Below are 23,060 nucleotides of genomic sequence, written 5' to 3'. Positions count from 1 at the left end.
AGACTCTCTAGCCTATTGTTCCGTTAGATTTCCCAAGGTAACCACCGTGCGAATGGTTAAGTTCCAATGACTAATAGCTAATCACTATTTAGCCTTAAAGGTCACTCGCATAGGGTTATGATCAGAAGCGTCCGTAATGGGCGCTTTTGCTTTTTCTACCTCTAGCCCTCGATAGAACACATGGTCGAGCACCAGTCCTGTAATGAACTGAGTTCTGTTATCTGGCTCAAAGGCAACTTCCGTCAAACCAACCTTCTCCAACGCATCTTTCAATACAGCAAAGCGAGCTTCACTCCAGCTATTAAAGTCCCCAGCAAAAATAACCGGCCCACGATACTTTTGCAGATTGTCAGTTAAGCTCTTGAGCTGAGCCTCGTAATCTTCCGTACCAAAGGTAAAGTTCACAGCGTGGATATTAATCACAGCCAGCTCTTCGCCATTGTTTAGTTGGTAACGCGACCAAAGCGCCGATTTAGGCAGTTGAAGCCAAGGTTCTTCATGAGTATAAGCACACGCTTCAATCGGTAAATGGGTTGCTAGGTTGAGTACCCCAGCACTTTGCTCAAAGGCCTCAAACGCATTAACACGTGTGCTTCCCCACTGTCCGCTCATTACCCATTGGCGAAGTCCTTCTGTCATACTCGCTTCTTGCAGCAAGACTAAATCGCTACCTGCCGACAGCTTATTTAACTCACTCTGCCAATTATTTCGGTTTTGCTTGTAGATATTCCACACCGTAATGTCTAAGCCATCAGACACATCAATCGCTTTCGGTGCAGAGTTTTGGTAGCAACTGTAGATGTCGTTACTGGTACTTTGAGAGGAAATGATCAGGTTGGGTTTATTCGGGATCACGAAGATAAAATGAAAACTAACGACAGCAAGCGTTATCAATAACGTGATAACAATGATGGTTTTCTTAAACATACAGCACCCTACCAGAGATGAAAAAGGAGCGATAAACGCTCCTTTTAGGGTAATAGTTTTTTTATACGGCGTCTTCGTCTTCTTCGCCAGTACGAATACGTACCACACGTTCAACTTCAGTAATGAAGATCTTACCGTCACCAATTTTACCTGTTTGAGCCGTCTCAATGATGGTATCAACACATTGGTCAGCCACTTCGTCGGTCACAACGATTTCTAGTTTCACTTTAGGTAAAAAGTCGACCATGTACTCTGCGCCGCGGTATAGCTCAGTATGACCTTTTTGACGTCCAAAGCCTTTAACTTCAGATACTGTCATACCCGTAATACCCACTTCTGCAAGTGCTTCACGTACATCATCAAGTTTGAATGGCTTGATAATGGCTTCAATCTTTTTCATGTTCATCCCTTAAACTGTGCGAATGGCTCATTATCGGTTAGCTATAGTAAACATTCAATGAAAAAAGCCAGAGCTTTAAAGCTCTGGCTCGAAATTTATCATCTTGTTTAATCAGCGCTTTGAGAAGGTTTTACTTAAGGCTTGCGTAGTAAGCGGCTAGATTCGCGATGTCTTCATCACTCAGCATTGAAGCTTGAGCCTGCATTACAGCGGCCAAACCGCCGGTGCGCTGGCCATTCTTATAGGCCTTAATTGATGAAGCGATGTATTGCTCGTTTTGACCTTTAAGGTTTGGATAGCCAGGGATCACTGCGATACCGTCTGCACCATGACATGCCGCACAGATTGCTGCTTTAGCTTGACCCGCAGCAACATCAGCCGCCAGAGCGTTACCACTCAATAGTCCAAATCCAAGAACTAATCCTAGTGTAATTTTCTTCATTGCATATTCCATTAATTATTTTTATTAAAGTGACGGTGAATTGTGACATAAACTTTTTCTACTTGCTCCAAAGCGCTTCACAATCTTGACCTTCGTAGTTTTTATCTACGAATAAGCCTAAAACAGCGATCACTCGATCGCCATCCATTAATATCGGCGTTCTGCGTCTTAACCAACTGGGTACTTGGTACTCTTGAAACAACTTCTTAAGCTTCCTGCTATGACCGCGCCCAACAGGGTGTGCTGACAATCCCTCAGGGTTAAATATCACTCGCAGTGTTCCTCTCGTTGTGTTGAGACTAAAATGTTGCGCATCACAGTGGTTAGATACACCATCACTCGCCGCTGAAGTTAAGTGTAGTTCCCCTAAACCGTCAGGCAAAACTAAGCTCTCTTCCATCGAGATATCACTTTGCCAGTTCGACAAGTCTTTGGTCTCTTTGACGACATAGAGCTGATGATTAAAACGTCTAACCTCAACCTCATTCAACACCAGCTTAGGGTTGGCGTCTGCCTGAGCACATGCCACCTCATCCCATATAAGTTTGAGCTGCTTTTGGCTCGGCATTGGTTGATTACAGCGGCTCAGCCACATTCTTAATAAGCGTGCACGCAGTAAATCAGAGTGCTGAGATAATACCTCAATACTTAAGCTATGCTTCTCAGTCAAAGCTTGTTGTAAGTGAGATTCTAACAACTCATCCAACAGTAACTCTTGCTCTGCACATAGCTGAGCACTACGACTGACCGATTCTCGAAAACTAGGCCAACGCTCGGTCAGTGTCGGAGTGACTTGATGACGAATAAAATTACGGTCAAAGCGAACGTCTTGATTACTCTCATCTTCTATCCAAGTTAAAGCCATATCGCGCGCCGCCCCTTCAATATCCGTTCTCGTCACCGACAGCAGTGGGCGAACGATATGAGCACCTGAAAATGGCATCACTTTCGCCATTGAAGAGAGCCCTTTCGGACCACTGCCACGCTTAAGAGCTAACAAGAAGGTCTCGACTTGGTCATCGATGTGCTGGCCTGTCACTAACACATCACCTTGTCTAATATGCTTTTTAAGGGCTTGGTATCGCGCGTCTCGAGCCAGCTTTTCAACGCTTTCTCCACGGCTAATATCTAGCGAGACTCGTTCAATGAACAAGGATACCGACACAGCATCACACCATGTTTTGCACTGCTCTGCCCAATAATCAGCATTGTTGCTTAAGCCGTGGTGAACATGTACCGCACAGCAATCGATGTGATGGGACTTAGCGAATTGGGCAGCCAACTCCAACAACACTCGTGAATCGACACCACCACTGAAAGCGACGATCAACCGACAAGGCTTAAGCGCGCTTTGATCAAGTACAGATGTGAAGGTATCAATTAAGTGTGTCATGAGGCTAATAAACCAAGAGATCGTGTGTTAAGGGATAATGTTTTAATAATAAAAAAGGGTTGGCACTGAGTCCAACCCTTTCATCATTTGTTCGTATAGCTAGCCTTATCGCTAAGGCAAGTTATCAGCAGTAGCCGTAGCTCATTAGACGCTGGTAACGACGCTCAAGCAGCGTTTCGTTATCAAACTGCTCTAGCTCTTCTAGCTGTTTAACTAACATGTCTTTCATGTTTTGAGCGGTTTGTGCAGGGTCGCGGTGCGCGCCACCTAGAGGCTCAGGAATGATTTCGTCGATAAGCTCAAGCTCTTTAAGACGAGGAGCAATCAGGCCCATCGCTTCAGCTGCTTGTGGTGCTTTATCTGAATCGCGCCATAAGATTGAAGCACAACCTTCTGGAGAGATTACTGAGTACGTAGAGTACTGAAGCATGTTCACGTAGTCACCAACACCAATCGCTAGTGCACCACCAGAACCGCCTTCACCCACAACGTTACAGATAACAGGAACTGAAAGGCCAGCCATCACTTTTAGGTTTTTAGCGATAGCTTCAGATTGACCACGCTCTTCAGCACCAACACCTGGGTATGCGCCCGCTGTGTCGATGAAAGTAATAATAGGCATGTTGAAACGCTCAGCAGTTTCCATTAGACGTAGCGCCTTACGGTAACCTTCTGGCTTTGGCATACCAAAGTTACGGATCACTTTCTCTTTAGTCTCACGACCTTTCTGGTGACCAATAACCATAACAGGACGGCCATTTAGACGAGCCATACCACCCACAATAGCTTTGTCGTCAGCGTAAGCGCGATCGCCCGCCATCTCTTCAAACTCTGTGAATGCATGCTCCAGGTAATCTTTGGTGTAAGGACGTTGAGGGTGACGAGCAAGTTGAGCTACCTGCCATGCACCTAAGTCACTAAAGATTTTCTGTTTAAGCTCTAAGCTTTTTTTCTCTAGTTGTTCGATTTCTTTGTCTAGATCTACCGCTGTGTCACCACCGTGACGCGAAACGTCACGTAGCGCTTCGATTTTTGCTTCAAGTTCAGCGATAGGCTTTTCAAATTCTAGAAAGTTCAGGCTCATCTATGAATCCTTGTTGATTCAGCTCCGCATTCGCGAAGCTAAATTTTAGTTAAATTCGAGTTCTACTTGGCTATTTCCAAGCAGCTGTTTTAATTCGTCTAGTAATGTATCACTTGGCGTCACGCGCCATTCTGTGCCCAATGTTAACCGCGCTCTAGCGTCGGCACGCTGGTAGTATACATTGACTGGGACCGTTCCGGCTCTATAAGGTTCTAAGATTTGACTAAAGCGTTCAAAAAATTGACCGTTAATTTGGGATTGGTCGATAGATATCGACACCCCACGAGCATATTTCTCACGGGCGCTTCCTAAGTCCATGACCTCGCGCGCGGACATTTTAAGCCCGCCATTGAAATCATCAAAGCTGACCTGTCCGGAAACGACCACAATTTTGTCTTTTTCGAGCAATTCTGCGTAGCGATCGAGCGCATCCGAGAACAACATCACTTCCATTCGGCCCGAACGGTCATCAAGTGTCATCAAACCAATTCGCGTGCCGCGCTTCGTTGTCATCACTCTCGCAGCAATCACCAAGCCTGCAATTGTTAGTGATTGGTCACGACGCGTTGGCGTGGCATCTTTCAAACGACAGCTAGTGTATTTCGCTAACTCTTTGATGTAAGCGTTAACCGGGTGACCCGTTAAATACAAACCAAGCGTTTCACGTTCACCCTCAAGCCAAATCTTCTCAGGCCATTTAGGCACTTGGGTATACTTGTGTTCAACCTCTTCCGGAGCGTCGGTCAACACGCCAAACATATCAGATTGACCAAAAGACTCGGCATGGTGATGTTGACTCGCTGCCTTCACCGCATCTTTCAAAGATGCCATCATCGCCGCTCGGTGAGGACCTAATCTATCTAAGGCTCCGGATAGAATCAACTTTTCGATAACACGTTTATTAACCTTCTTCAGATCAAGACGTGCACAGAAGTCGAATAAGTCTTTAAAGTAACCACCTTTATTTCGCGCTTCAATAATCGCTTCAATAGGGCCTTCACCGACCCCTTTGATCGCACCGATGCCATAAACAATCGCGCCATCTTCATCCACGTTAAAGCGGTACAGACCCGAGTTGATATCTGGTGGTAAAAGCTTGAGCTTCATACGGAAACATTCATCAACAAGGCCAATAACCTTCTCGGTGTTATCCATATCTGCCGTCATTACCGCAGCCATAAATTCCGCTGGGTAGTGCGTTTTCAGCCATAGCGTTTGATAAGAAACCAGTGCATATGCTGCGGAGTGAGATTTGTTAAAGCCGTAGCCCGCAAATTTCTCTACCAAGTCAAAGATCTTCATGGCCAGCTCGCCATCAACACCATTGGCTTCAGCACCCTCTTTAAAGGTACCACGCTGCTTTGCCATCTCTTCTGGCTTTTTCTTACCCATCGCACGACGCAACATATCCGCTCCACCAAGCGTATAACCAGCGAGGATCTGTGCGATTTGCATTACCTGTTCTTGGTACAGGATGATGCCGTACGTAGGTTCTAGTGTCTCTTTAAGCGATTCGTGCTGCCACGTTTCATCTGGGTATGAAACCGCTTCTCGGCCGTGCTTACGGTCGATAAAGTTATCTACCATGCCTGATTGCAGAGGACCCGGACGGAACAAGGCTACCAATGCGATAATATCTTCAAAACAGTCCGGTTGTAGACGTTTGATCAGGTCTTTCATACCACGCGATTCCAGCTGGAATACCGCGGTGGTTTCAGAATTTTGTAATAGGTTAAATGACGCTTGGTCATCAAGAGGAATCGACTCGATACGAACCGGCTCTTTGCCTTCTTTCTTCAGGCGAGGGTTTACAAGGCCTAACGCCCAATCGATGATGGTCAGAGTACGTAGACCCAAGAAGTCGAACTTAACCAAACCGGCGGTTTCAACGTCATTCTTATCGAATTGCGTTACTGGGAAGTTACCTTCTGCATCGGCATAGATTGGCGCAAAATCGGTGATCGTGGTGGGTGAGATAACAACACCACCTGCGTGCTTACCGGCATTTCGCGTACAACCTTCAAGGATGCGACACTTATCAATCAGCTCACGAACTTCTTCATCGCCATCGTAAAGCTCTGGCAATGCAGGTTCAGCAAGGAATGCTTTCTCTAGCGTCATACCCGGGTCTGGCGGTACAAGCTTTGAAATTCGATCGACGAAACCAAACGGGTGGCCCAATACACGGCCTACATCGCGGATTACCGCTTTTGCCGCCATGGTACCAAAGGTGATGATCTGAGAAACAGCATCACGACCGTACATCTCGGCTACGTGATCAATAACTTGGTCGCGTTTATCCATGCAGAAGTCGATATCGAAATCGGGCATAGATACACGTTCTGGGTTCAAGAAACGTTCGAACAGCAAGTCATATTCAAGTGGATCAAGATCGGTGATATCCAATGCGTAAGCCACCAAAGAACCGGCACCAGAACCACGACCCGGACCTACTGGTACGTCGTTATCTTTTGACCACTGGATGAACTCCATTACGATCAAGAAGTAACCCGGGAACCCCATATTGTTGACAACTTCAAGTTCAATCTTAAGTCGCTCATCGTATTCAGGTCTGCGTTCAGCTCGAATTTTCTCATCAGGGAATAGAAACGCTAAACGACGCTCAAGGCCTTCTTCTGATTTTTTAATCAAGAAGTCTTCAATCGCCAAACCTTCCGTTGGGAAGTTAGGTAAGAAGTATTCGCCCAGTCGAACTGTTACGTTACAACGCTTAGCAATTTCGACACTGTTTTCCAGTGCTTCAGGGATGTCTGAGAACAACTCACACATCTCTTCTTCACTACGCAAGTATTGTTGTGAGCTATAGTTTTTCGGTCGACGCGGATCAACCATTGTAAAACCGTCGTGAATCGCCACACGAATTTCATGGGCATCAAACAAGTCTTCAGAAATGAAAACCACTTCGTTGGTCGCGACAACAGGCAGGTCTTCTTGTTCAGCAAGCTCTAGCGCAAAGTGCAGATAAGACTCTTCATCCGGGCGCCCAGTACGAATCAGCTCAAGGTAAAAACGGTCTGCGAAATGTGTTTTGTAAAACTCAACGCTGCTTGCAACCAACTCTCGATTGCCTTTCAGCAGCGCCTTACCGATCTCACCCTCCTTCGCACCCGATAGAATGATCAGGCCTTCGGCATGTTCAATCAGCCACTCTTTATCAATAACAGGCTGATGTTGAACATGACCACGAAGGTAAGCTTTTGAAATCAATAATGTTAGGTTGTTATAACCTTTATTATTCGTTGCAATAACAGTGAGCTTGGTTAATTCATCGCCAAAATCCGGAGACTGCATCAAGAAGTCAGCACCAATAATAGGTTTAACCCCACACCCATGGGCAGTACCGTAAAACTTCACCAAACCACACAGGTTGGTAAAGTCGGTCAATGCTAGAGCAGGCATACCCATTTCAGCGACTTTTTTAACTAATGGTGGCACCTTGGATAGGCCATCCACCATCGAAAAGTCACTGTGTACGCGTAGGTGAACAAATTTTGGATCTGACATTATTTTTCCTGAGTTCTAGGTTTGAGCCTAGGATTACAACTGTGTGTATTCTATTTTTTTCTAATACAAGTTAGCAACTTTATTCGATGCTAAGCTCTAGTTAACGTAAAGCTCTAGTCTATGCCAAGAATACGTTTTACTGGCTTAAAGCTCTTTCGGTAATGCTCGGTTACACCATGTTTTTCAATCGCTTCGAAATGCGCTTTGGTCGGGTAACCTTTATGCTTAGCAAAACCAAACTCTGGATGCAGTTTGTCGAGTTCTTCCATCTCTTGGTCGCGAACCACTTTAGCGATAATAGACGCCGCACTGATCTCTGCTACTCGTAAATCGCCCTTTACAATAGCCAGACCGTCCATTGGAAGTTGAGGAACACGGTTACCATCGATCAGTGCCATGTCAGGCTGAACGCTCAACCCAGCGATAGCGCGCTGCATGGCGACCATGGTTGCCTGCAGGATGTTCAACTCATCAATTTCTTGTGGTGAACAACGACCAACCGACCACGCCAATGCTTTCTCTTTAATTTCAGGAAGCAGAGCAAGGCGCTTTTTCTCAGACAGTTTTTTTGAATCGTTTAAGCCTTCGATTGGGTTGTTTGGATCGAGGATAACCGCAGCAGTCACCACGTCGCCAACCAAAGGGCCACGTCCTACTTCATCCACGCCAGCAAACAGCTGGTAGCCTTGCGGGTATTCAAATGGAGGAAGCTCTTTTTTCTCTTTTACTGCCATAACTAATCTCTTAATATTCTGTAAGTAAGCGCTTTATGCTTCAACAAAAGGTCGGTCAATCAATTTCAATACTGCGTTAGCGGCTTGTTTGTCTGCGTCTTTACGGATCCAGTGATGCATCTCGGTAAAGCGTTCGATCAAGGCACTGTTATCGGCTGATAGCATTTTATCGACAGACGGGAACAAAAAGTCTGGGTGACACTCTTCAAGAATATGCTCTTTCACGATCTCTTCACCGGCCAAAATATTCGGCAGTGACACAAACTCAGTGATCGCCAACTTCTTAACAATGTAACCCGTCAGCTTATTTACTTTGTAACCAACCACCATAGGGCGTTTAAGCAACATACATTCGAGAGCCACGGTACCTGAAGCCAAAAGCACAGAATCAGCAGCGGTAATCACGTTGGTTGCCGTATCTTCGACTAACGTGAATTCAAGCTCAGGTGCGGTCGATTGCCAGATTTCAGTAAACTGCTTTTTACGTTGCTCGTTAACGAGCGCAACAACAAAGTTGATATCCGGATACTTCTGCTTAATACGCTGGCAAGTTTCGATAAATGGCTGAGCAATCAAACCCATCTCACCGCCACGACTGCCCGGCAGTACGGCTAACCACTGCTTGTCTTGATCAAGACCTAACAGCTCTCGAGCATCTTGTTTACTTGGCTCTAAAGGAATCGCGTCTGCCAACGTGTGACCAACAAACTCACAGGCAACGTTGTATTTATCATAAAACGCTTTCTCAAATGGCAGGAAGGCCAAAACCAAGTCGGTTGCTTTGTCGATTTTAAAGATACGTTTAGGACGCCAAGCCCACACGGAAGGGCTCACGTAATGAACTGTTTTAATGCCGGCGTTCTTAAGATCGAGTTCAAGTCTTAGGTTGAAGTCAGGCGCATCGATACCCACAAACACATCTGGCGGGTTTTGAGTGAAATACTTTACCAGCTCTGCTTTCACTTTTAATAAGCGAGGTAAACGGCCAAGTACTTCAACTAAGCCCATGACAGCCAGCTCTTCCATCTCGAAAAGAGACTCACAACCAAGCGCCTTCATTTTTGGTCCGCCAATACCCACGAATTCAGCGTTCGGGTACTGCGATTTGATTGCTTTGATAAAACCTTCGCCAAGCGTGTCACCAGAGAGTTCTCCGACAACGATACCTACGCGCAGTGGTTCATTCGAAACAAAGTCCGTGCTGTTGGTTGCTGTTTCTTGCTGTGCCATAGTTTTCCAATTCCCTTCTTGCCTAAAACAAAAAAGATCGCCTAATGATTAGCGATCTTTTTGTTATACCAATCTGATTAAGTCATTATTGTCGTACTTGATATGATTGGTAAACAATCATATCAAGTATTAACGAATAATACCGCGCTCAGAGTTCTCTAGCATTTCTAGCATAGGAGTAACCGAAGTAAACTCTTTCGCCATTTCAACTAAAGCCGCTTTCGCTTCTTCAAGTGTTTTACCTGAACGGTATAACTCTTTGTACGCTTTCTGTAGTGCACGAATTTCTGGTTTCTCAAATCCGTTACGCTTCAAGCCTACTAGGTTAAGGCCGAATGGAGCCGCGTGGTTACCCTGTGCAAGCACGTACGGCAGTACATCTTGAACAACTGCAGAACAGCCACCAATGTATGCGTAAGCACCAATTGAGCAGAATGGGTGAATCGCAGAAAGTGCCATAACACCAGCGTAGTCGCCAACCGTTACATGACCGCCAAGAATAGCGTTGTTACCAATGTGAGTGTGGTTACCAACAATAACATCGTGCGCTACGTGAGCATTAACACAAAGTAAGTTGTCATCACCAATCACTGTGGTTGCTTTGTCTTGAACCGTACCACGATGGATTTGAACCGCTTCACGAATTACGTTGCGATCACCGATCACAACTGTTGTGTCTTCGCCGCCGTATTTCTTATCTTGGTTTTCTTCACCGATAACAGCGTGTGGGAAGATACGGTTTTCTTTACCAATGGTTGTGTGACCTTTGATCACAACGTGCGACATCACTTCAGTGTCGTCTCCAATGGTCACGTTACCAGCAATGTAAGTGAAAGGCCCAACCGTCACGTTAGCACCGATAGTTACATCACCTTCGATTACTGCTGCCGGGTGAATTTTCGCTGTTTCATGAATCATATTAAAACTCTCTACGAGCACATTTAAGTTCAGCTGAACATACAACTACGCCGTCAACCTTAGCAACACCATTAAACGATGCGATGCCACGACGTTCTTTTAAGAATTCAACTTCGATAACCAGTTGGTCACCTGGTACTACTGGCTTACGGAATTTAGCTTTATCTACGCTAGCAAAGTAGTACAACTCGTTGCCAGAAGGCGCACCGAAAGATTTGAATGCTAGAAGGCCTGTTGCTTGTGCCATTGCCTCTAAGATCAACACGCCTGGAAATACAGGAAGCTGAGGGAAGTGGCCTGTGAACTGAGGTTCGTTAACAGAGACATTCTTAATTGCGGTCAGTGTTTTTTCTTTTTCAAAGCTAGTCACACGATCAACCATTAAGAATGGGTAGCGATGAGGTAATAGTTCCTGAATTTCAGTAATGTTCATCGTTGTCTGTTCAGTAGTCAAAGTCGTATTCCTATATATATTCTTTATTTAATTAGAAGGATTATAAACGAAAAAGACTCGCTGTACGCGAGCCTTTTATTAGAAATGCTGGAATTATGATTCCGCGCTCTTCTCGATAAGTTTTTCAACGGTTTTCAAACGCTTGTTCATTTCATCAATTCGATGAACACGCGTTGCTGTTTTACGCCAATCTTTATTTGGCTGTAAAGGAATACCTGAAGAGTACATGCCTTTCTCAGTGATGCTGCGCATTACCATCCCCATACCGGTGATTGTAACGCCATCAACGATTTCAATGTGACCATTAATCACACTGCCGCCACCAATAATACAGTACTTACCTATCGTCGTGCTGCCTGCGATGATAGTACCACCCGCAAGAGCAGAACCATATCCGATGTGAACATTGTGAGCAATTTGAAGTTGGTTATCTAAGATAACGTTATCTTCAATGATTGTGTCATCTAATGCACCACGGTCAATGGTAGTACACGCGCCGATTTCTACGCGGTTACCAATGCGAACAGAACCCACTTGCGGGATCTTAACCCACTCACCTTTCTCGTTCGCATAGCCAAAGCCATCAGAGCCAATAACAGTACTTGATTGGATCAGACATCCTTCACCAATCACAACTTCATGGTAAACACTTACGTTAGCCCACAGCTTAGTGCCTGCGCCAATTTTTGCATTTTTACCAATAAAGCAACCAGCACCGATGATCACATCATCACTAAGTACTACACCAGACTCAATCACAGCGTTCGCGCCAATAGACACATTTTGTCCAATGGTTGCTTCGCTAGAGATTGAAGCAGAATCAGCAATAGCCGCTGCGGGAGCAGGAGTAGTATCAAGCGCTTGAGCAACTTTAGCAAAAGCAACATAAGGGTCATTAACCACAATCACGTTAGTCTTGCACAGTTCACGCTCACTCTCTTTAACCATAATAGCGGACGCTTTACAGTCACCTAGGTGCTTGCTGTACTTCACGTTAGAAAGGAACGTAATGTTACCTTCTTGCGCTTTATCCATCGGAGCGACTGCTGAAACGGTAATTGTACCATCTCCGTGTAGCTCTCCCCCGGTAATCGTTGCCAATTCGGCTAAAGTCAGATTCTTCATAAAACTTATTTCAGTGCTTTAATTACTTTCTCAGAGATGTTGTATTCTGGCTTGCCGTATTGCAGAGCTTGAATATCAACGATCATGTCGTAGCCTTCTTTCTCTGCAACTTTCGTTACAGCATCTTGAATCACTTTGAATAGCTTCTGCTTCTCTTGTGCTTCACGACGTTGGCTTGCTTTTTCTAGTGCTTGAGCTTTGATTTTGTACTTGCTGTCTAGTTGGCCTACTTCGATACGTAGCTTCTCAACTTCGTCAGGACCTAGTAGCTCGCCATCACGCTTAAGCTTTTCAATCTTCGTTTTAGCTTCAGCTTGAATGCTCTGTAGCTCAGCTGCTTTGTCTTTGAACTCTTCCTGCATTTTTTGAAGAACAACTTCACGCTGAGGTAGAGCCTGGAATACTTGTGCAGTGTTTACATAACCCACTTTTTGCGCAGCTTCAGCAGCTGTTGCAAAGAAAGAAGAGCTAAGAACTACAAGGCCTAAACCTGCTGCTTTAATCATATTTTTCAAAATATTGTCCTTTAAATATTAGAAAGTTCTACCAATGGTGAATGTGAAGAATTCCTCATCATCACCTTCGTAAACTTTAATTGGTTTCGCTAGAGAGAAAACCAGTGGGCCCATCGGTGACATCCATTGAAGGGCTGCACCATAAGATGAACGGTAATTTGTTGGATCAGAGTAATCGTAGTAGTACTGGCCGCCACTGTTAGGTGCGCCACGGTCTACGAACTCGGTATCCCATACACTTGCCATATCGAAGAAGACACTGGTACGAATCTGGCTACGCGCTTCATCAGAAGCAAACGGTGTTGGTACAATTAACTCTAAGCTTGCCAAAGCAACCGCGTTACCACCTACTGAATCGTCAGTAGCGGTATCGTAGGTTGGGTTGTTACCTGTGCTGCTTCCGTAAACGGCTTTCGGGCCAGCTGAGTTAGAACCAAAACCACGTAGGGTTGTAAAACCACCTGCGTAGTAGTTCTCGTAGAATGGGAACAAGTTATCGTTACCATCTGTTTGACCATAACCATTACCATAGCCTAATCGGCCACGCATCAATAGTGTGAACTCATGCTTTTTGGTCAGCGGGATGTAATGTTTTACATCGTACTGCATTTTGAAGTACTGAGCATCAGAGCCTGGTACCGTCATTTTAGCGAAAGCACGTTGGTGGTTACCCTCAGTTGGGAAGAAACCACGGTTCAAATTGTTACGCGTCCATGAAATATTGATATCGAAGTCATCGGTTAAGATGTGCTCGTCACCGTATTGGTCGATACTTCTCGCGAACTGTTCAACTTGGATATAAGTCGGTACGTTACCGATCTTGTTGTGCGTATAGCCCACACCAAACTCGATACGGTTCAGCTCATCCATAGGGAAACCCCATGTTAGGCTGGTACCGTAACTTTGGTTGGTATAGTCGACGATGCCCGCTTCAGAGGCTTCAAATTCGTTGTAGAAAATCTTACCGCCTAAGCTCACACCATCAAGGTTCCAGTATGGGTCACGGTAGTCTAAGCTCACGTTCTTTTGGTAATCATTCATCATGGCACTTACGCCAACACGGTTACCTGAACCTGCAAAGTTATCTTGTTGCAAACCAACTTGGAAACTAACACCTGATTCAGTACCGTAGCCAACACCAAAGTTGATACTGCCTGAGTTCGCTTCCTTAACGTTGTAAACCAAATCAACTTGGTCTTCACTGCCAGGAACACGCACTGTTTGTACATCAACCGTTTCAAAGAAACCTAAACGGTTAAGACGGCTCTTACCGGTATCAATTGACTTAGAGTTAAGCCAGCTGCCTTCCATTTGACGCATTTCACGACGCAGTACTTCGTCTTTCGTTGAGTTGTTACCCGTGAATCGAATATCACGAACATAGATACGGCTGCCCGCTTCTACATTGATAACCAACGACACTTCTTTGGTCTCATCGTCAAATTCAGGAATCGTGCGAACTTGTGGGTACGCGTAGCCAGATTCACCAAGAATTCGTTTTACGTTCTCTTCCAAAGACGTTACCGAAGAACCGTTGTACGTATCGCCGTCTTCGAATGGCACTAACGCTTCGAAGTCAGCCTCACGACCGATTAATTCACCACGGAAAGAGACATCTTTAACGGTGTAGGCTTCGCCTTCATCGAGGCCAAGCGTGATGTAAACACCTTTTTTGTCTGGAGAGATCGCCACCTGCGTAGAGTCAACCTTAAACTTAAGGTAACCACGGTCAAGGTAGTAAGATTTCAGCGCTTCGATATCACCGGCTAATACTTGCTTTTGGTATTTTTCATCCGCAAGGAAATTCCACCATGCAACATCAACATTCAGATTGAAACGACTAAGCAGTTCAGAGTCAGAGAAGACTTCATTACCGATAAAGTTGATTTGCTGAATCTTAGCGGATACGCCCTCAGTAAACACAAACTTAAGGTCAGAACGGTTACGTGGCAGAGGTGTCACAACCGCTTTTACTGTCGCGTTGTACTTACCAACACTGTAGTAAAAATCTTCAAGGCCTTTTTCAATGTTACTCAGCGTAGTACGGTCAAGGGCTTCACCTTCACGAACACCAGACGCATCTAGGTTCTGCTGAAGCTGTTCTTCTTTAATCGCTTTATTACCAGAGAATGAGATGCTTGCGATGGTCGGTCGTTCTTGAACTTGAACAATCAATACACCTTCATCACGAAGTACTTTAACGTCCTCAAAGTTGCCCGAAGCATACAATGCACGAATGATCTCAGACACATCGCTTTCATCCACTTCATCGCCAATACGTACTGGCATTTTCAGTAGAGCTGCACCAAGTGCAACACGCTGTAAACCTTCGATCTTGATATCTTGAACTACAAAGTTTTGTGCTCCGTTCGCAGCCACACTAGTGGCCAATAGACTTGCGAACAGAATTTGCTTAATCGCCATACTTATTCTAATTATTCCTTGCTACTACCAATGCCTGTGAGAAACCATTCACAGACGAGTAAAATCGTTAAATATTGCCAGAGCCATCAATGAGAAGAGGATTGCCCCTCCCACTCTGTATCCCATTTCCTGAACTTTCTCAGGTACCGGTTTACGAGTAACGGCCTCAATAGCGAAAAACAGCAAATGTCCGCCATCAAGCATAGGCAGCGGAACCAAATTAATAATCCCTAAGTTAACACTAATCAGAGCCAAAAAGCCCAAGAAGTAAACCAGACCATAATCGGCGGTTGTACCTGCACCTTTAGCGATTGAAATAGGGCCACTCAAGTTGTTTAAGCCAACATCACCAACGATGAGCTTCTTAAGCATTGTCAGTGTCAATCCAATGATTTGACCTGTTTTATCAAATGCTTTTCCTACAGACTCAATTACACCAAATTGTAACTCAAAGCGATAATCTTCTGGCCATTCTGCGACTTCCGGAGCAATACCTGCATAGCCGATTGTCGAACCATCAGAAAGCTCTCGACTTTTTGGTGTCATAACCAATGACTGCTCGGCACCATTTCGCAATACGACCAAGTCCAATGATGTCATTGGATTAGCACGAATTAACTCAACAACCGACTGCCACTGTTCAATAGGTTGCCCGTTAATCTCAACAATTTTATCGCCAGCTTCAAGACCTGCATCGTATGCAGCGCCATCATCAATGATTTGAGCCAGTACGGTCGATATCTCTGGAGAATACGGTCTAAAGCCCAGCGTTGTCATTGCAGATTCAGTTTCTGGGTTGAACGACCAGTCTGAAATATCCAATGTCATTTGTTGCTCAAAGCCGATGTCGTCTTGAGAAGCAACCGTCACTGTCATGGATTGATCACCAATGTGCGATATCAACCCCATATTGACTGATTCCCAATCTGCGGTTTTGATTCCTGAAATAGATTTAAGTTCCATTCCAGTTTCAATTCCGGCTTGTGCAGCAATAGATTGTGGAGTGACTTCACCAATCACGGGCTTAACCGCGGGTACGCCAATCAAAAATACTAACCAATACGCGAACACCGCAAAGATAAAATTGAATGCAGGGCCTGCACCCACAATCGCCGTTCGTTTCCAAAGCGGCTTCTTGTCGAAAGCGTATTGCTGTTGATCTTCAGAAAGATCGTCAACACGACCATCGAGCATCTTAACGTAGCCGCCCAGTGGAATCACTGACAAGCTGTATTCAGTACCATCACGGCCCACTTTACTCCAGATTGATTTACCAAAACCAATCGAGAATTTTTCAACTTTCACACCACAACGACGAGCGACCCAGAAGTGTCCAAACTCATGAACAGCAACCAGAATGCCAAGCGCTACGATAAAAGATGCGAAGTTCCACAGAATTCCACTCATGCTAGCTGCTCTTTAATAAATTGAATGGCTATTTGACGAGACATATTATCGAGCTCGAGAAGGCTTTCCAAGCTATCTAAACCCTCAGAGTTATGTTGTTCACATACTTTGCTCATAACGTGTTCGTTAATGACAGCAATATCGGTAAACTTCACCTGATTATTCAAGAAAGCATCGACCGCGATCTCGTTTGCTGCATTAATGGCTGTTGTCGCATGCTGACCTAAGTAGCACGCTTCAATCGCTAACCTCAAACACGGGTAACGACTGAAATCTGGTTCTAAGAAGGTAAGCTCACCCACTTTAGTAAAGTCTAAAGGCTTAACACCCGCCTCGGTACGATTAGGGTAAGACATCGTCAAAGCGATTGGCGTTGCCATATCTGGTTCGCCCATTTGAGCAAGCACAGAGCCATCCTTGTACTGAACCATCGAGTGAATCACAGACTGCGGGTGAATGATGACCTTTAACTGCTCCTGAGAAGCATTAAATAGCCATTTCGCTTCAATGTACTCTAGCCCTTTATTCATCATAGTCGCAGAATCGACAGAGATCTTAGGCCCCATAGACCAGTTAGGGTGTGCAATTGCGCGTTCAGGAGTCACTGATTCGAGTTCAGCCACATCGGTATAACGGAAAGGACCACCAGAACCAGTCAGAAGAATATGGTTAATGCCGTTTTCTTCAAGGTTACAGCGGCCTAGGTTAGTTTGTACGTTCTGCGGAAGGCATTGGAAAATAGCATTATGCTCGCTATCGACAGGAAGCAGCTCTGCACCGTATTTTTCCACGGCGTCGATAAACAACTGCCCAGACATCACCAAAGCTTCTTTGTTTGCAAGCAAGATACGCTTGCCCGCTTTAACCGCAGACATAGTAGGAAGTAAACCAGCGGCACCAACAATCGCGGCCATTACCGTGTCCACTTCCTCTAGAGAAGCAACCTGACACATGCCTTCAGTGCCTGAAAGTACTTTTACGTTAGGGTAACTCACGGACAACACTTCAGTCAGTTGAGACGCTGCATCAGAGCAAGCCATAGCAACATAGCTTGGTTGCCACTTTTCAACTAACGCCAGCATCTTTTCAACATTCGAGCCTGCAGCCAGTGCAACCACTGAATAGAGATCTGGGTTTTGCTCAACGACTTTTAGTGTACTTGCACCAATTGAGCCGGTAGCGCCAAGGATAGTTAGATTTCGCATCACATATGACCGTAGAAATGTAATAAAGGGCAGAATCACTGCCCTTTTTTATTAGAATGCTAAATAAAGCAGAGCAAAGACAGGGAATGCAGCCGTTAAGCTATCTATTCTATCTAGTATACCACCATGACCAGGAATCAGATTACTGCTGTCTTTCACCCCAGAAACACGCTTAAACATGCTTTCAACAAGGTCACCTAGAACAGAAATAACAACGGTCACAAGGGTAATAACAATCATGTGAAGTGGGCTTGTGAATTGGATGTCAAACAAGTCAGCAAAGATCCAAGCCACGATCACCGCAGTAATAATGCCACCGATAAGACCTTCAATCGTCTTATTAGGGCTTACCGCTGGTGCCATTTTACGCTTACCAAAACTCTTTCCTGAAAAGTATGCGCCGCTATCTGCAGCCCAAACAAGCAAGCAAACAAACATCACCAGTTTAGCACCGTGGTAAGGATCAGCATCGATACCGTTAGCACGCAGGATAACCACACTCCAGAAGAATGGCAGCAGAGTCAGCACACCAAAGGCGTGACGAAGAAGAGAAGAGTCTTTCCATGCAGGCATAGACTTAGGATAAGTCACCGCCATGCCACTCGCGATTACCCACCAAATCGAGCCAATCGTTAGAATGGCGTAGTGAGCAGTAGACAAGTTATTAAGGCTAAATGCATCAAAAGGGATAAAAGCAAAACTTGCAGCACTTACCACAACCGTTGGAATCAACGCTACATAACGTGATTTGCTTTCAACAAACTGAGTCCACTCCCAAAAACCCAATAGCGAGATTACCGCTAGTGAAAGAATAAATGTAGGAAGTGATAACTCGAAAATACCTAGAATAACTAGGGGAGCTAAAATCAACGCCGTAATAATTCGTTGTTTCAAACCAAAAAATCCTTATTAACTGTCCATCAGAGCTTTAATTTGCTCACCGGTGCATCCAAAACGACGCTCACGGTTAACAAACCAAGTCACAGCTTCTACTAAGCTGTCTTCATTAAAGTCTGGCCAGAATTGTTCAGTGAAATACATTTCGGCGTAAGCCAACTGCCAAAGCATAAAATTACTAATGCGGCATTCGCCACTGGTACGGATAAGTAGATCGACTTCAGGAATATCTGCCATTGTCAGGTGCTGTGTAATCATAGCTTCATCAATGTCATCTACATTAATATCACCAGACTTTACCTGTTGAGCAATAGAGGTCATTGCTTGCTGAATATCCCACTTACCGCCGTAGTTAGCTGCAATATTAATAACCATACCCGTATTGGTGCTAGTCAAAGCTTCCGCTTCTTCTATCTTCTTTTGTAGTCGATCATTGAAACGACTTTTATCACCAATAACACGAAGTTGTAGATTATTTTTATGAAGCTTTTTAACTTCACTCGACAGCACTGAAATAAACAGTTCCATCAAGATACCGACTTCTTCTTCAGGACGACGCCAGTTTTCGCTACTAAATGCAAAAAGAGTAACGGCTTTAATGCCAAGTCTGGCTGCAGAAGAGATAGTTTTACGAACGGCTTGAACACCGTTTTTATGGCCAAAGACGCGAGGCTTGCCCTGAGCTTTTGCCCAGCGACCATTACCATCCATAATGATAGCAATGTGTTTAGGAAGAGAGTCTGTGAACGCTTGAGAATTATGCATAAAAGAGTGAATCAAATTCTAATAGTCGAACAGAGTAGCATAAAAAAACGCTGCACCGTGAGTACAGCGTTTTTCCGGAAAGAAAAGAATATGGAAAATTAAACTTCCATCAACTCTTTTTCTTTAACAGCTAGAACTTCGTCTACGTTCTTAACCGCAGCGTCAGTTAGCTTTTGAATTTCGTCTTGTGCTTTACGATCTTCATCTTCAGAGATTTCTTTATCTTTAAGAAGTGCTTTTAGATCGCCATTCGCGTCACGACGGATGTTACGGATAGCAACACGGCCACCTTCAGCTTCGCCACGAACGATTTTAACTAGGTCTTTACGACGCTCTTCCGTTAGCGGTGGAAGTGGAACACGGATAACTGTACCCGCAGACATAGGGTTTAGGCCTAGGTCAGATGTCAGGATTGCTTTTTCAACTAGAGGAGTCAGCGTTTTATCAAACACTGTAATAGCTAGTGTACGTGCATCTTCAGCGATAACGTTAGCTACTTGAGTCAAAGGCGTTGGAGCACCGTAGTACTCAACAGTAAGACCAGAAAGTAGGCTCGGGTGCGCACGGCCTGTACGAATCTTTTGCAGGCTGTTTTTTAGTGCATCAACACTTTTTACCATGCGCTCTTGAGCGTCTTTTTTGATTTCGTTAATCACAATTTCACCTTGATTATGTTCTTTCTTCAAGAAAGCTTTTTATTTGGAGTGATAAGGATAAGCTTGCCAAGGTACAACACCTCAGTAAGCCCGAAAAATTAGTCAGCGTCGCTGATTAATGTACCTTCAGTTTCACCCATAACCACGCGACGTAGTGCGCCTGGTTTATTCATGTTAAATACACGGATTGGCATTTTGTGATCACGTGCTAGCGTAAATGCAGCCAAGTCCATTACTTTAAGTTCTTTATCAAGAACCGTGTTGTAAGACAACGTATCATACAACTCTGCGTCTGGGTTTGCTACAGGGTCAGAAGTAAATACACCATCTACTTTTGTCGCTTTTAGAACTACGTCAGCTTCGATTTCGATACCACGTAGACATGCAGCAGAATCCGTAGTGAAGAATGGGTTACCCGTACCAGCAGAGAAGATCACAACGCGACCTTGACGTAGTTGGCTGATTGCATCTGCCCAGTTGTAGTCGTCACACACACCTTTAAGAGGGATTGCAGACATTACACGTGCGTTTACGTAAGCACGGTGAAGAGCGTCACGCATTGCAAGGCCGTTCATTACCGTTGCAAGCATACCCATGTGGTCACCAACAACGCGGTTCATGCCAGCTTCAGCAAGACCAGCACCACGGAACAAGTTACCGCCACCGATAACAACACCAACTTGAACGCCTAGTTCAACCAATTCTTTTACTTCTTGAGCCATACGATCAAGGATCGTTGGGTCAATACCAAAACCTTCTTCGCCTTGTAGCGCTTCACCGCTAAGTTTTAACAGAATACGTTGATACACTGGTTTAGGGTTCGTAGTCATGGAGTTTACCTTCCAAAGAGTTGATGATTAACAGTCATGGATAAAAACTGAGTAAGTCAGTTTGCATTCATAACCACTAACGTTGCCTTCAAAAATAGTTCACTATTCATAAAAAGACCGCAGCATTTGCCACGGTCTTTTTTCAAACAATACGCTAAGGATTAACCTTTTTGTACCGCTGCAACTTCGTCAGCGAAGCTCATTTCAGCAGCTTTCTCGATACCTTCACCAACTTCTAGACGTACGAAGTTAGATACTGCAGCGCCTTTTTCTTTAAGGATTTCGCCAACAGTTTTCTTAGGTTCCATGATGAAAGCTTGACCAGTTAGAGAGATTTCGCCCGTGAATTTCTTCATACGGCCGATAACCATTTTCTCAGCGATCTCTTGAGGCTTGCCTTCGTTCATAGCGATTTCAACTTGAACTTCTTTCTCTTTAGCAACTACGTCTGCTGGTACGTCTTCTGGGTTAACAAACTCAGGACGAGAAGCAGCAACGTGCATAGCAACGTGCTTAAGAGTTTCAGCTTCGCCTTCACCAGCTACAACAACACCGATTTTCTCACCGTGACGGTAAGAAGCTAGTGCAGCACCTTCAACGTAAGCTACGCGACGGATGTTGATGTTTTCGCCGATTTTAGCAACTAGAGCAACGCGAGTTTCTTCGAACTGTGCTTGTAGCTCTTCTACAGAAGCTTTAGAAGCTACTGCTGCAGCTGCAACTTCTTCTGCAAACGCAGTGAAGCTAGCATCTTTTGCTACGAAGTCAGTTTGGCAGTTAACTTCAAGAAGAACAGCTACACCGTTCTCTTCTTTGATGATGATTGCGCCTTCAGCAGCAACGTTACCAGCTTTCTTAGCTGCTTTCGCTGCGCCAGATTTACGCATGTTTTCAATTGCTAGTTCGATGTCAGCGTTTGCTTCTACAAGCGCTTTCTTACATTCCATCATGCCAGCGCCAGTGCGCTCGCGAAGTTCTTTAACTAGAGCAGCAGTTACAGTTGCCATTCTCTATTCCTCGGTTGATTCGAAAATAAGGTAAAAATCAGGGGCCAAAATGAGGCCCCCGATCTAACTATAACTTAGCTTACATTTAATAAAGATTTCAAAATCTATATTAGCTAAGCCAAGCGTGATTCAGAGCCGCTATTATTCAGCTTCTACAAAACCATCTTTTTCAGCAGCTACAGCAGCAACGTCTTTGTTACGACCTTCTTTAACCGCGTCTGCAGCAGCGTTTAGGTAAAGCTGTACTGCACGGATTGCATCGTCGTTACCTGGGATAACGAAGTCAACGCCGTCTGGGTTAGAGTTAGTATCAACTACAGCGTAAACTGGGATACCTAGGTTGTTTGCTTCTTTAACTGCGATGTGTTCGTGATCAGCATCGATTACGAATAGAGCGTCTGGTAGGCCGCCCATGTTCTTGATACCACCAAGAGACTTCTCTAGCTTCTCCATTTCACGAGTGCGCATTAGAGCTTCTTTCTTAGTTAGTTTGTCGAAAGTACCGTCTTGAGCTTGCGCTTCAAGTTCTTTCAGACGCTTGATAGACTGACGAACAGTTTTGTAGTTCGTTAGCATACCGCCTAACCAGCGGTTGTTAACGTAGAACTGGTTGCTGTTTACAGCAGCTTCTTTAACAGCTTCAGATGCAGCGCGCTTAGTACCAACGAAAAGAACTTTACCTTTCTTCTCACCAACTTTAGCGATTTCTGCTAGAGCTTCGTTGAACATTGGTACAGTTTTTTCTAGGTTGATGATATGTACTTTGTTACGAGCACCAAAGATGAATGGCTTCATTTTTGGGTTCCAGTAACGAGTTTGGTGACCGAAGTGAACACCAGCTTTAAGCATATCGCGCATTGATACAGTTGCCATTTTAAAATCCTCTATGGGGTTAGGCCTCCACATCCCCCATGAATCCGACCCCTAACAACTAACCACTTTTCAGCCGTTATCTGTGTTGTTGAGGCACCCCGGAACATGTGTCGGAATGTGTGTGATTTAAAGAAATAAGTTAGTGGACATAAAGCTTGTTTCGCCAATTGGAGAAAACAGTCCTGATGTCCGGCGCGCTTTATACCATATTTTGTCTATCTATGGCTAGAAAAAATTCTAAAAATGGCG

Annotated in this window: 21 protein-coding genes; all 21 read right to left on the bottom strand. The window is 44.8% G+C overall.

Annotation, left to right across the window (positions count from 1 at the left end; all coding sequences use genetic code 11):
• Nucleotides 1-84 precede the first annotated feature (84 nt).
• The gene (locus AB4512_RS04820; RefSeq protein ID WP_017060728.1) at nt 85-927 is read right to left on the bottom strand and encodes an endonuclease/exonuclease/phosphatase family protein; all 843 of its coding nucleotides are present in this window, start codon (nt 925-927) and stop codon (nt 85-87) included.
• 61 nt (nt 928-988) lie between these two features.
• Entirely contained in the window at nt 989-1,327 is a 339-nt protein-coding gene (glnB, locus tag AB4512_RS04815) for a nitrogen regulatory protein P-II (protein WP_017063373.1), read from the bottom strand.
• 130 nt (nt 1,328-1,457) lie between these two features.
• Nucleotides 1,458-1,781 (bottom strand): cytochrome c, encoded by a 324-nt coding sequence (locus tag AB4512_RS04810; protein ID WP_170791809.1) that lies wholly within the window; start codon nt 1,779-1,781, stop codon nt 1,458-1,460.
• A 46-nt stretch (nt 1,782-1,827) separates the two neighbouring features.
• The gene (tilS, locus tag AB4512_RS04805; RefSeq protein WP_372098325.1) at nt 1,828-3,162 is read right to left on the bottom strand and encodes a tRNA lysidine(34) synthetase TilS; all 1,335 of its coding nucleotides are present in this window, start codon (nt 3,160-3,162) and stop codon (nt 1,828-1,830) included.
• 124 nt (nt 3,163-3,286) lie between these two features.
• Entirely contained in the window at nt 3,287-4,246 is a 960-nt protein-coding gene (accA, locus tag AB4512_RS04800) for an acetyl-CoA carboxylase carboxyl transferase subunit alpha (RefSeq protein ID WP_017060731.1), read from the bottom strand.
• A gap of 45 nt (nt 4,247-4,291) precedes the next feature.
• A complete protein-coding gene (dnaE, locus tag AB4512_RS04795) occupies nt 4,292-7,771 on the bottom strand; it encodes a DNA polymerase III subunit alpha (protein ID WP_372174542.1) in 3,480 nt (1,159 codons plus the stop codon).
• Between the two features lie 113 nt (nt 7,772-7,884).
• Nucleotides 7,885-8,505, bottom strand: coding sequence for a ribonuclease HII (gene rnhB, locus AB4512_RS04790; protein ID WP_017069379.1), 621 nt, complete (start codon nt 8,503-8,505; stop codon nt 7,885-7,887).
• Nucleotides 8,506-8,538: 33 nt separating this feature from the next.
• Nucleotides 8,539-9,735: a lipid-A-disaccharide synthase gene (lpxB, locus tag AB4512_RS04785; RefSeq protein ID WP_017069380.1), complete on the bottom strand. Its 1,197-nt coding sequence runs from the start codon at nt 9,733-9,735 to the stop codon at nt 8,539-8,541.
• Nucleotides 9,736-9,864: 129 nt separating this feature from the next.
• Entirely contained in the window at nt 9,865-10,653 is a 789-nt protein-coding gene (lpxA, locus tag AB4512_RS04780) for an acyl-ACP--UDP-N-acetylglucosamine O-acyltransferase (RefSeq protein ID WP_372174540.1), read from the bottom strand.
• A gap of 1 nt (nt 10,654) precedes the next feature.
• Nucleotides 10,655-11,107, bottom strand: coding sequence for a 3-hydroxyacyl-ACP dehydratase FabZ (fabZ, locus tag AB4512_RS04775; RefSeq protein WP_009847408.1), 453 nt, complete (start codon nt 11,105-11,107; stop codon nt 10,655-10,657).
• Between the two features lie 93 nt (nt 11,108-11,200).
• On the bottom strand, nt 11,201-12,232 hold the full coding sequence (gene lpxD, locus AB4512_RS04770; RefSeq protein WP_171732507.1) for a UDP-3-O-(3-hydroxymyristoyl)glucosamine N-acyltransferase: 1,032 nt from the start codon (nt 12,230-12,232) through the stop codon (nt 11,201-11,203).
• A 5-nt stretch (nt 12,233-12,237) separates the two neighbouring features.
• The gene (locus AB4512_RS04765; RefSeq protein WP_017056311.1) at nt 12,238-12,738 is read right to left on the bottom strand and encodes an OmpH family outer membrane protein; all 501 of its coding nucleotides are present in this window, start codon (nt 12,736-12,738) and stop codon (nt 12,238-12,240) included.
• A gap of 27 nt (nt 12,739-12,765) precedes the next feature.
• A complete protein-coding gene (bamA, locus tag AB4512_RS04760; RefSeq protein ID WP_017069384.1) occupies nt 12,766-15,171 on the bottom strand; it encodes an outer membrane protein assembly factor BamA in 2,406 nt (801 codons plus the stop codon).
• Nucleotides 15,172-15,219: 48 nt separating this feature from the next.
• Complete coding sequence (gene rseP, locus AB4512_RS04755) at nt 15,220-16,578, bottom strand: sigma E protease regulator RseP (protein ID WP_017060736.1); 1,359 nt, start codon at nt 16,576-16,578, stop codon at nt 15,220-15,222.
• Complete coding sequence (gene ispC / locus AB4512_RS04750) at nt 16,575-17,783, bottom strand: 1-deoxy-D-xylulose-5-phosphate reductoisomerase (protein ID WP_017060737.1); 1,209 nt, start codon at nt 17,781-17,783, stop codon at nt 16,575-16,577. The genes rseP and ispC overlap by 4 nt, the downstream gene beginning before the upstream one ends.
• Nucleotides 17,784-17,834: 51 nt before the next feature.
• Complete coding sequence (locus AB4512_RS04745) at nt 17,835-18,677, bottom strand: phosphatidate cytidylyltransferase (protein WP_017063365.1); 843 nt, start codon at nt 18,675-18,677, stop codon at nt 17,835-17,837.
• Nucleotides 18,678-18,692: 15 nt separating this feature from the next.
• A complete protein-coding gene (locus AB4512_RS04740; RefSeq protein ID WP_017063364.1) occupies nt 18,693-19,445 on the bottom strand; it encodes an isoprenyl transferase in 753 nt (250 codons plus the stop codon).
• A gap of 98 nt (nt 19,446-19,543) precedes the next feature.
• Nucleotides 19,544-20,101 carry a ribosome recycling factor gene (gene frr, locus AB4512_RS04735; protein WP_017060741.1) on the bottom strand — a complete coding sequence of 186 codons (558 nt, stop codon included), beginning with the start codon at nt 20,099-20,101 and terminating at the stop codon, nt 19,544-19,546.
• 98 nt (nt 20,102-20,199) lie between these two features.
• A complete protein-coding gene (gene pyrH, locus AB4512_RS04730) occupies nt 20,200-20,931 on the bottom strand; it encodes a UMP kinase (protein WP_017060742.1) in 732 nt (243 codons plus the stop codon).
• Nucleotides 20,932-21,092: 161 nt separating this feature from the next.
• Nucleotides 21,093-21,938 carry a translation elongation factor Ts gene (gene tsf, locus AB4512_RS04725; protein WP_017063361.1) on the bottom strand — a complete coding sequence of 282 codons (846 nt, stop codon included), beginning with the start codon at nt 21,936-21,938 and terminating at the stop codon, nt 21,093-21,095.
• 141 nt (nt 21,939-22,079) lie between these two features.
• Nucleotides 22,080-22,811 carry a 30S ribosomal protein S2 gene (gene rpsB / locus AB4512_RS04720; RefSeq protein ID WP_032546326.1) on the bottom strand — a complete coding sequence of 244 codons (732 nt, stop codon included), beginning with the start codon at nt 22,809-22,811 and terminating at the stop codon, nt 22,080-22,082.
• Between the last annotated feature and the right edge of the window lie 249 nt (nt 22,812-23,060).

The sequence above is a fragment of the Vibrio sp. 10N.222.52.B7 genome, assembly GCF_041474275.1.
Lineage (GTDB): Bacteria > Pseudomonadota > Gammaproteobacteria > Enterobacterales > Vibrionaceae > Vibrio > Vibrio crassostreae_C.
This window is presented reverse-complemented; position numbering and strand designations above follow the sequence as displayed.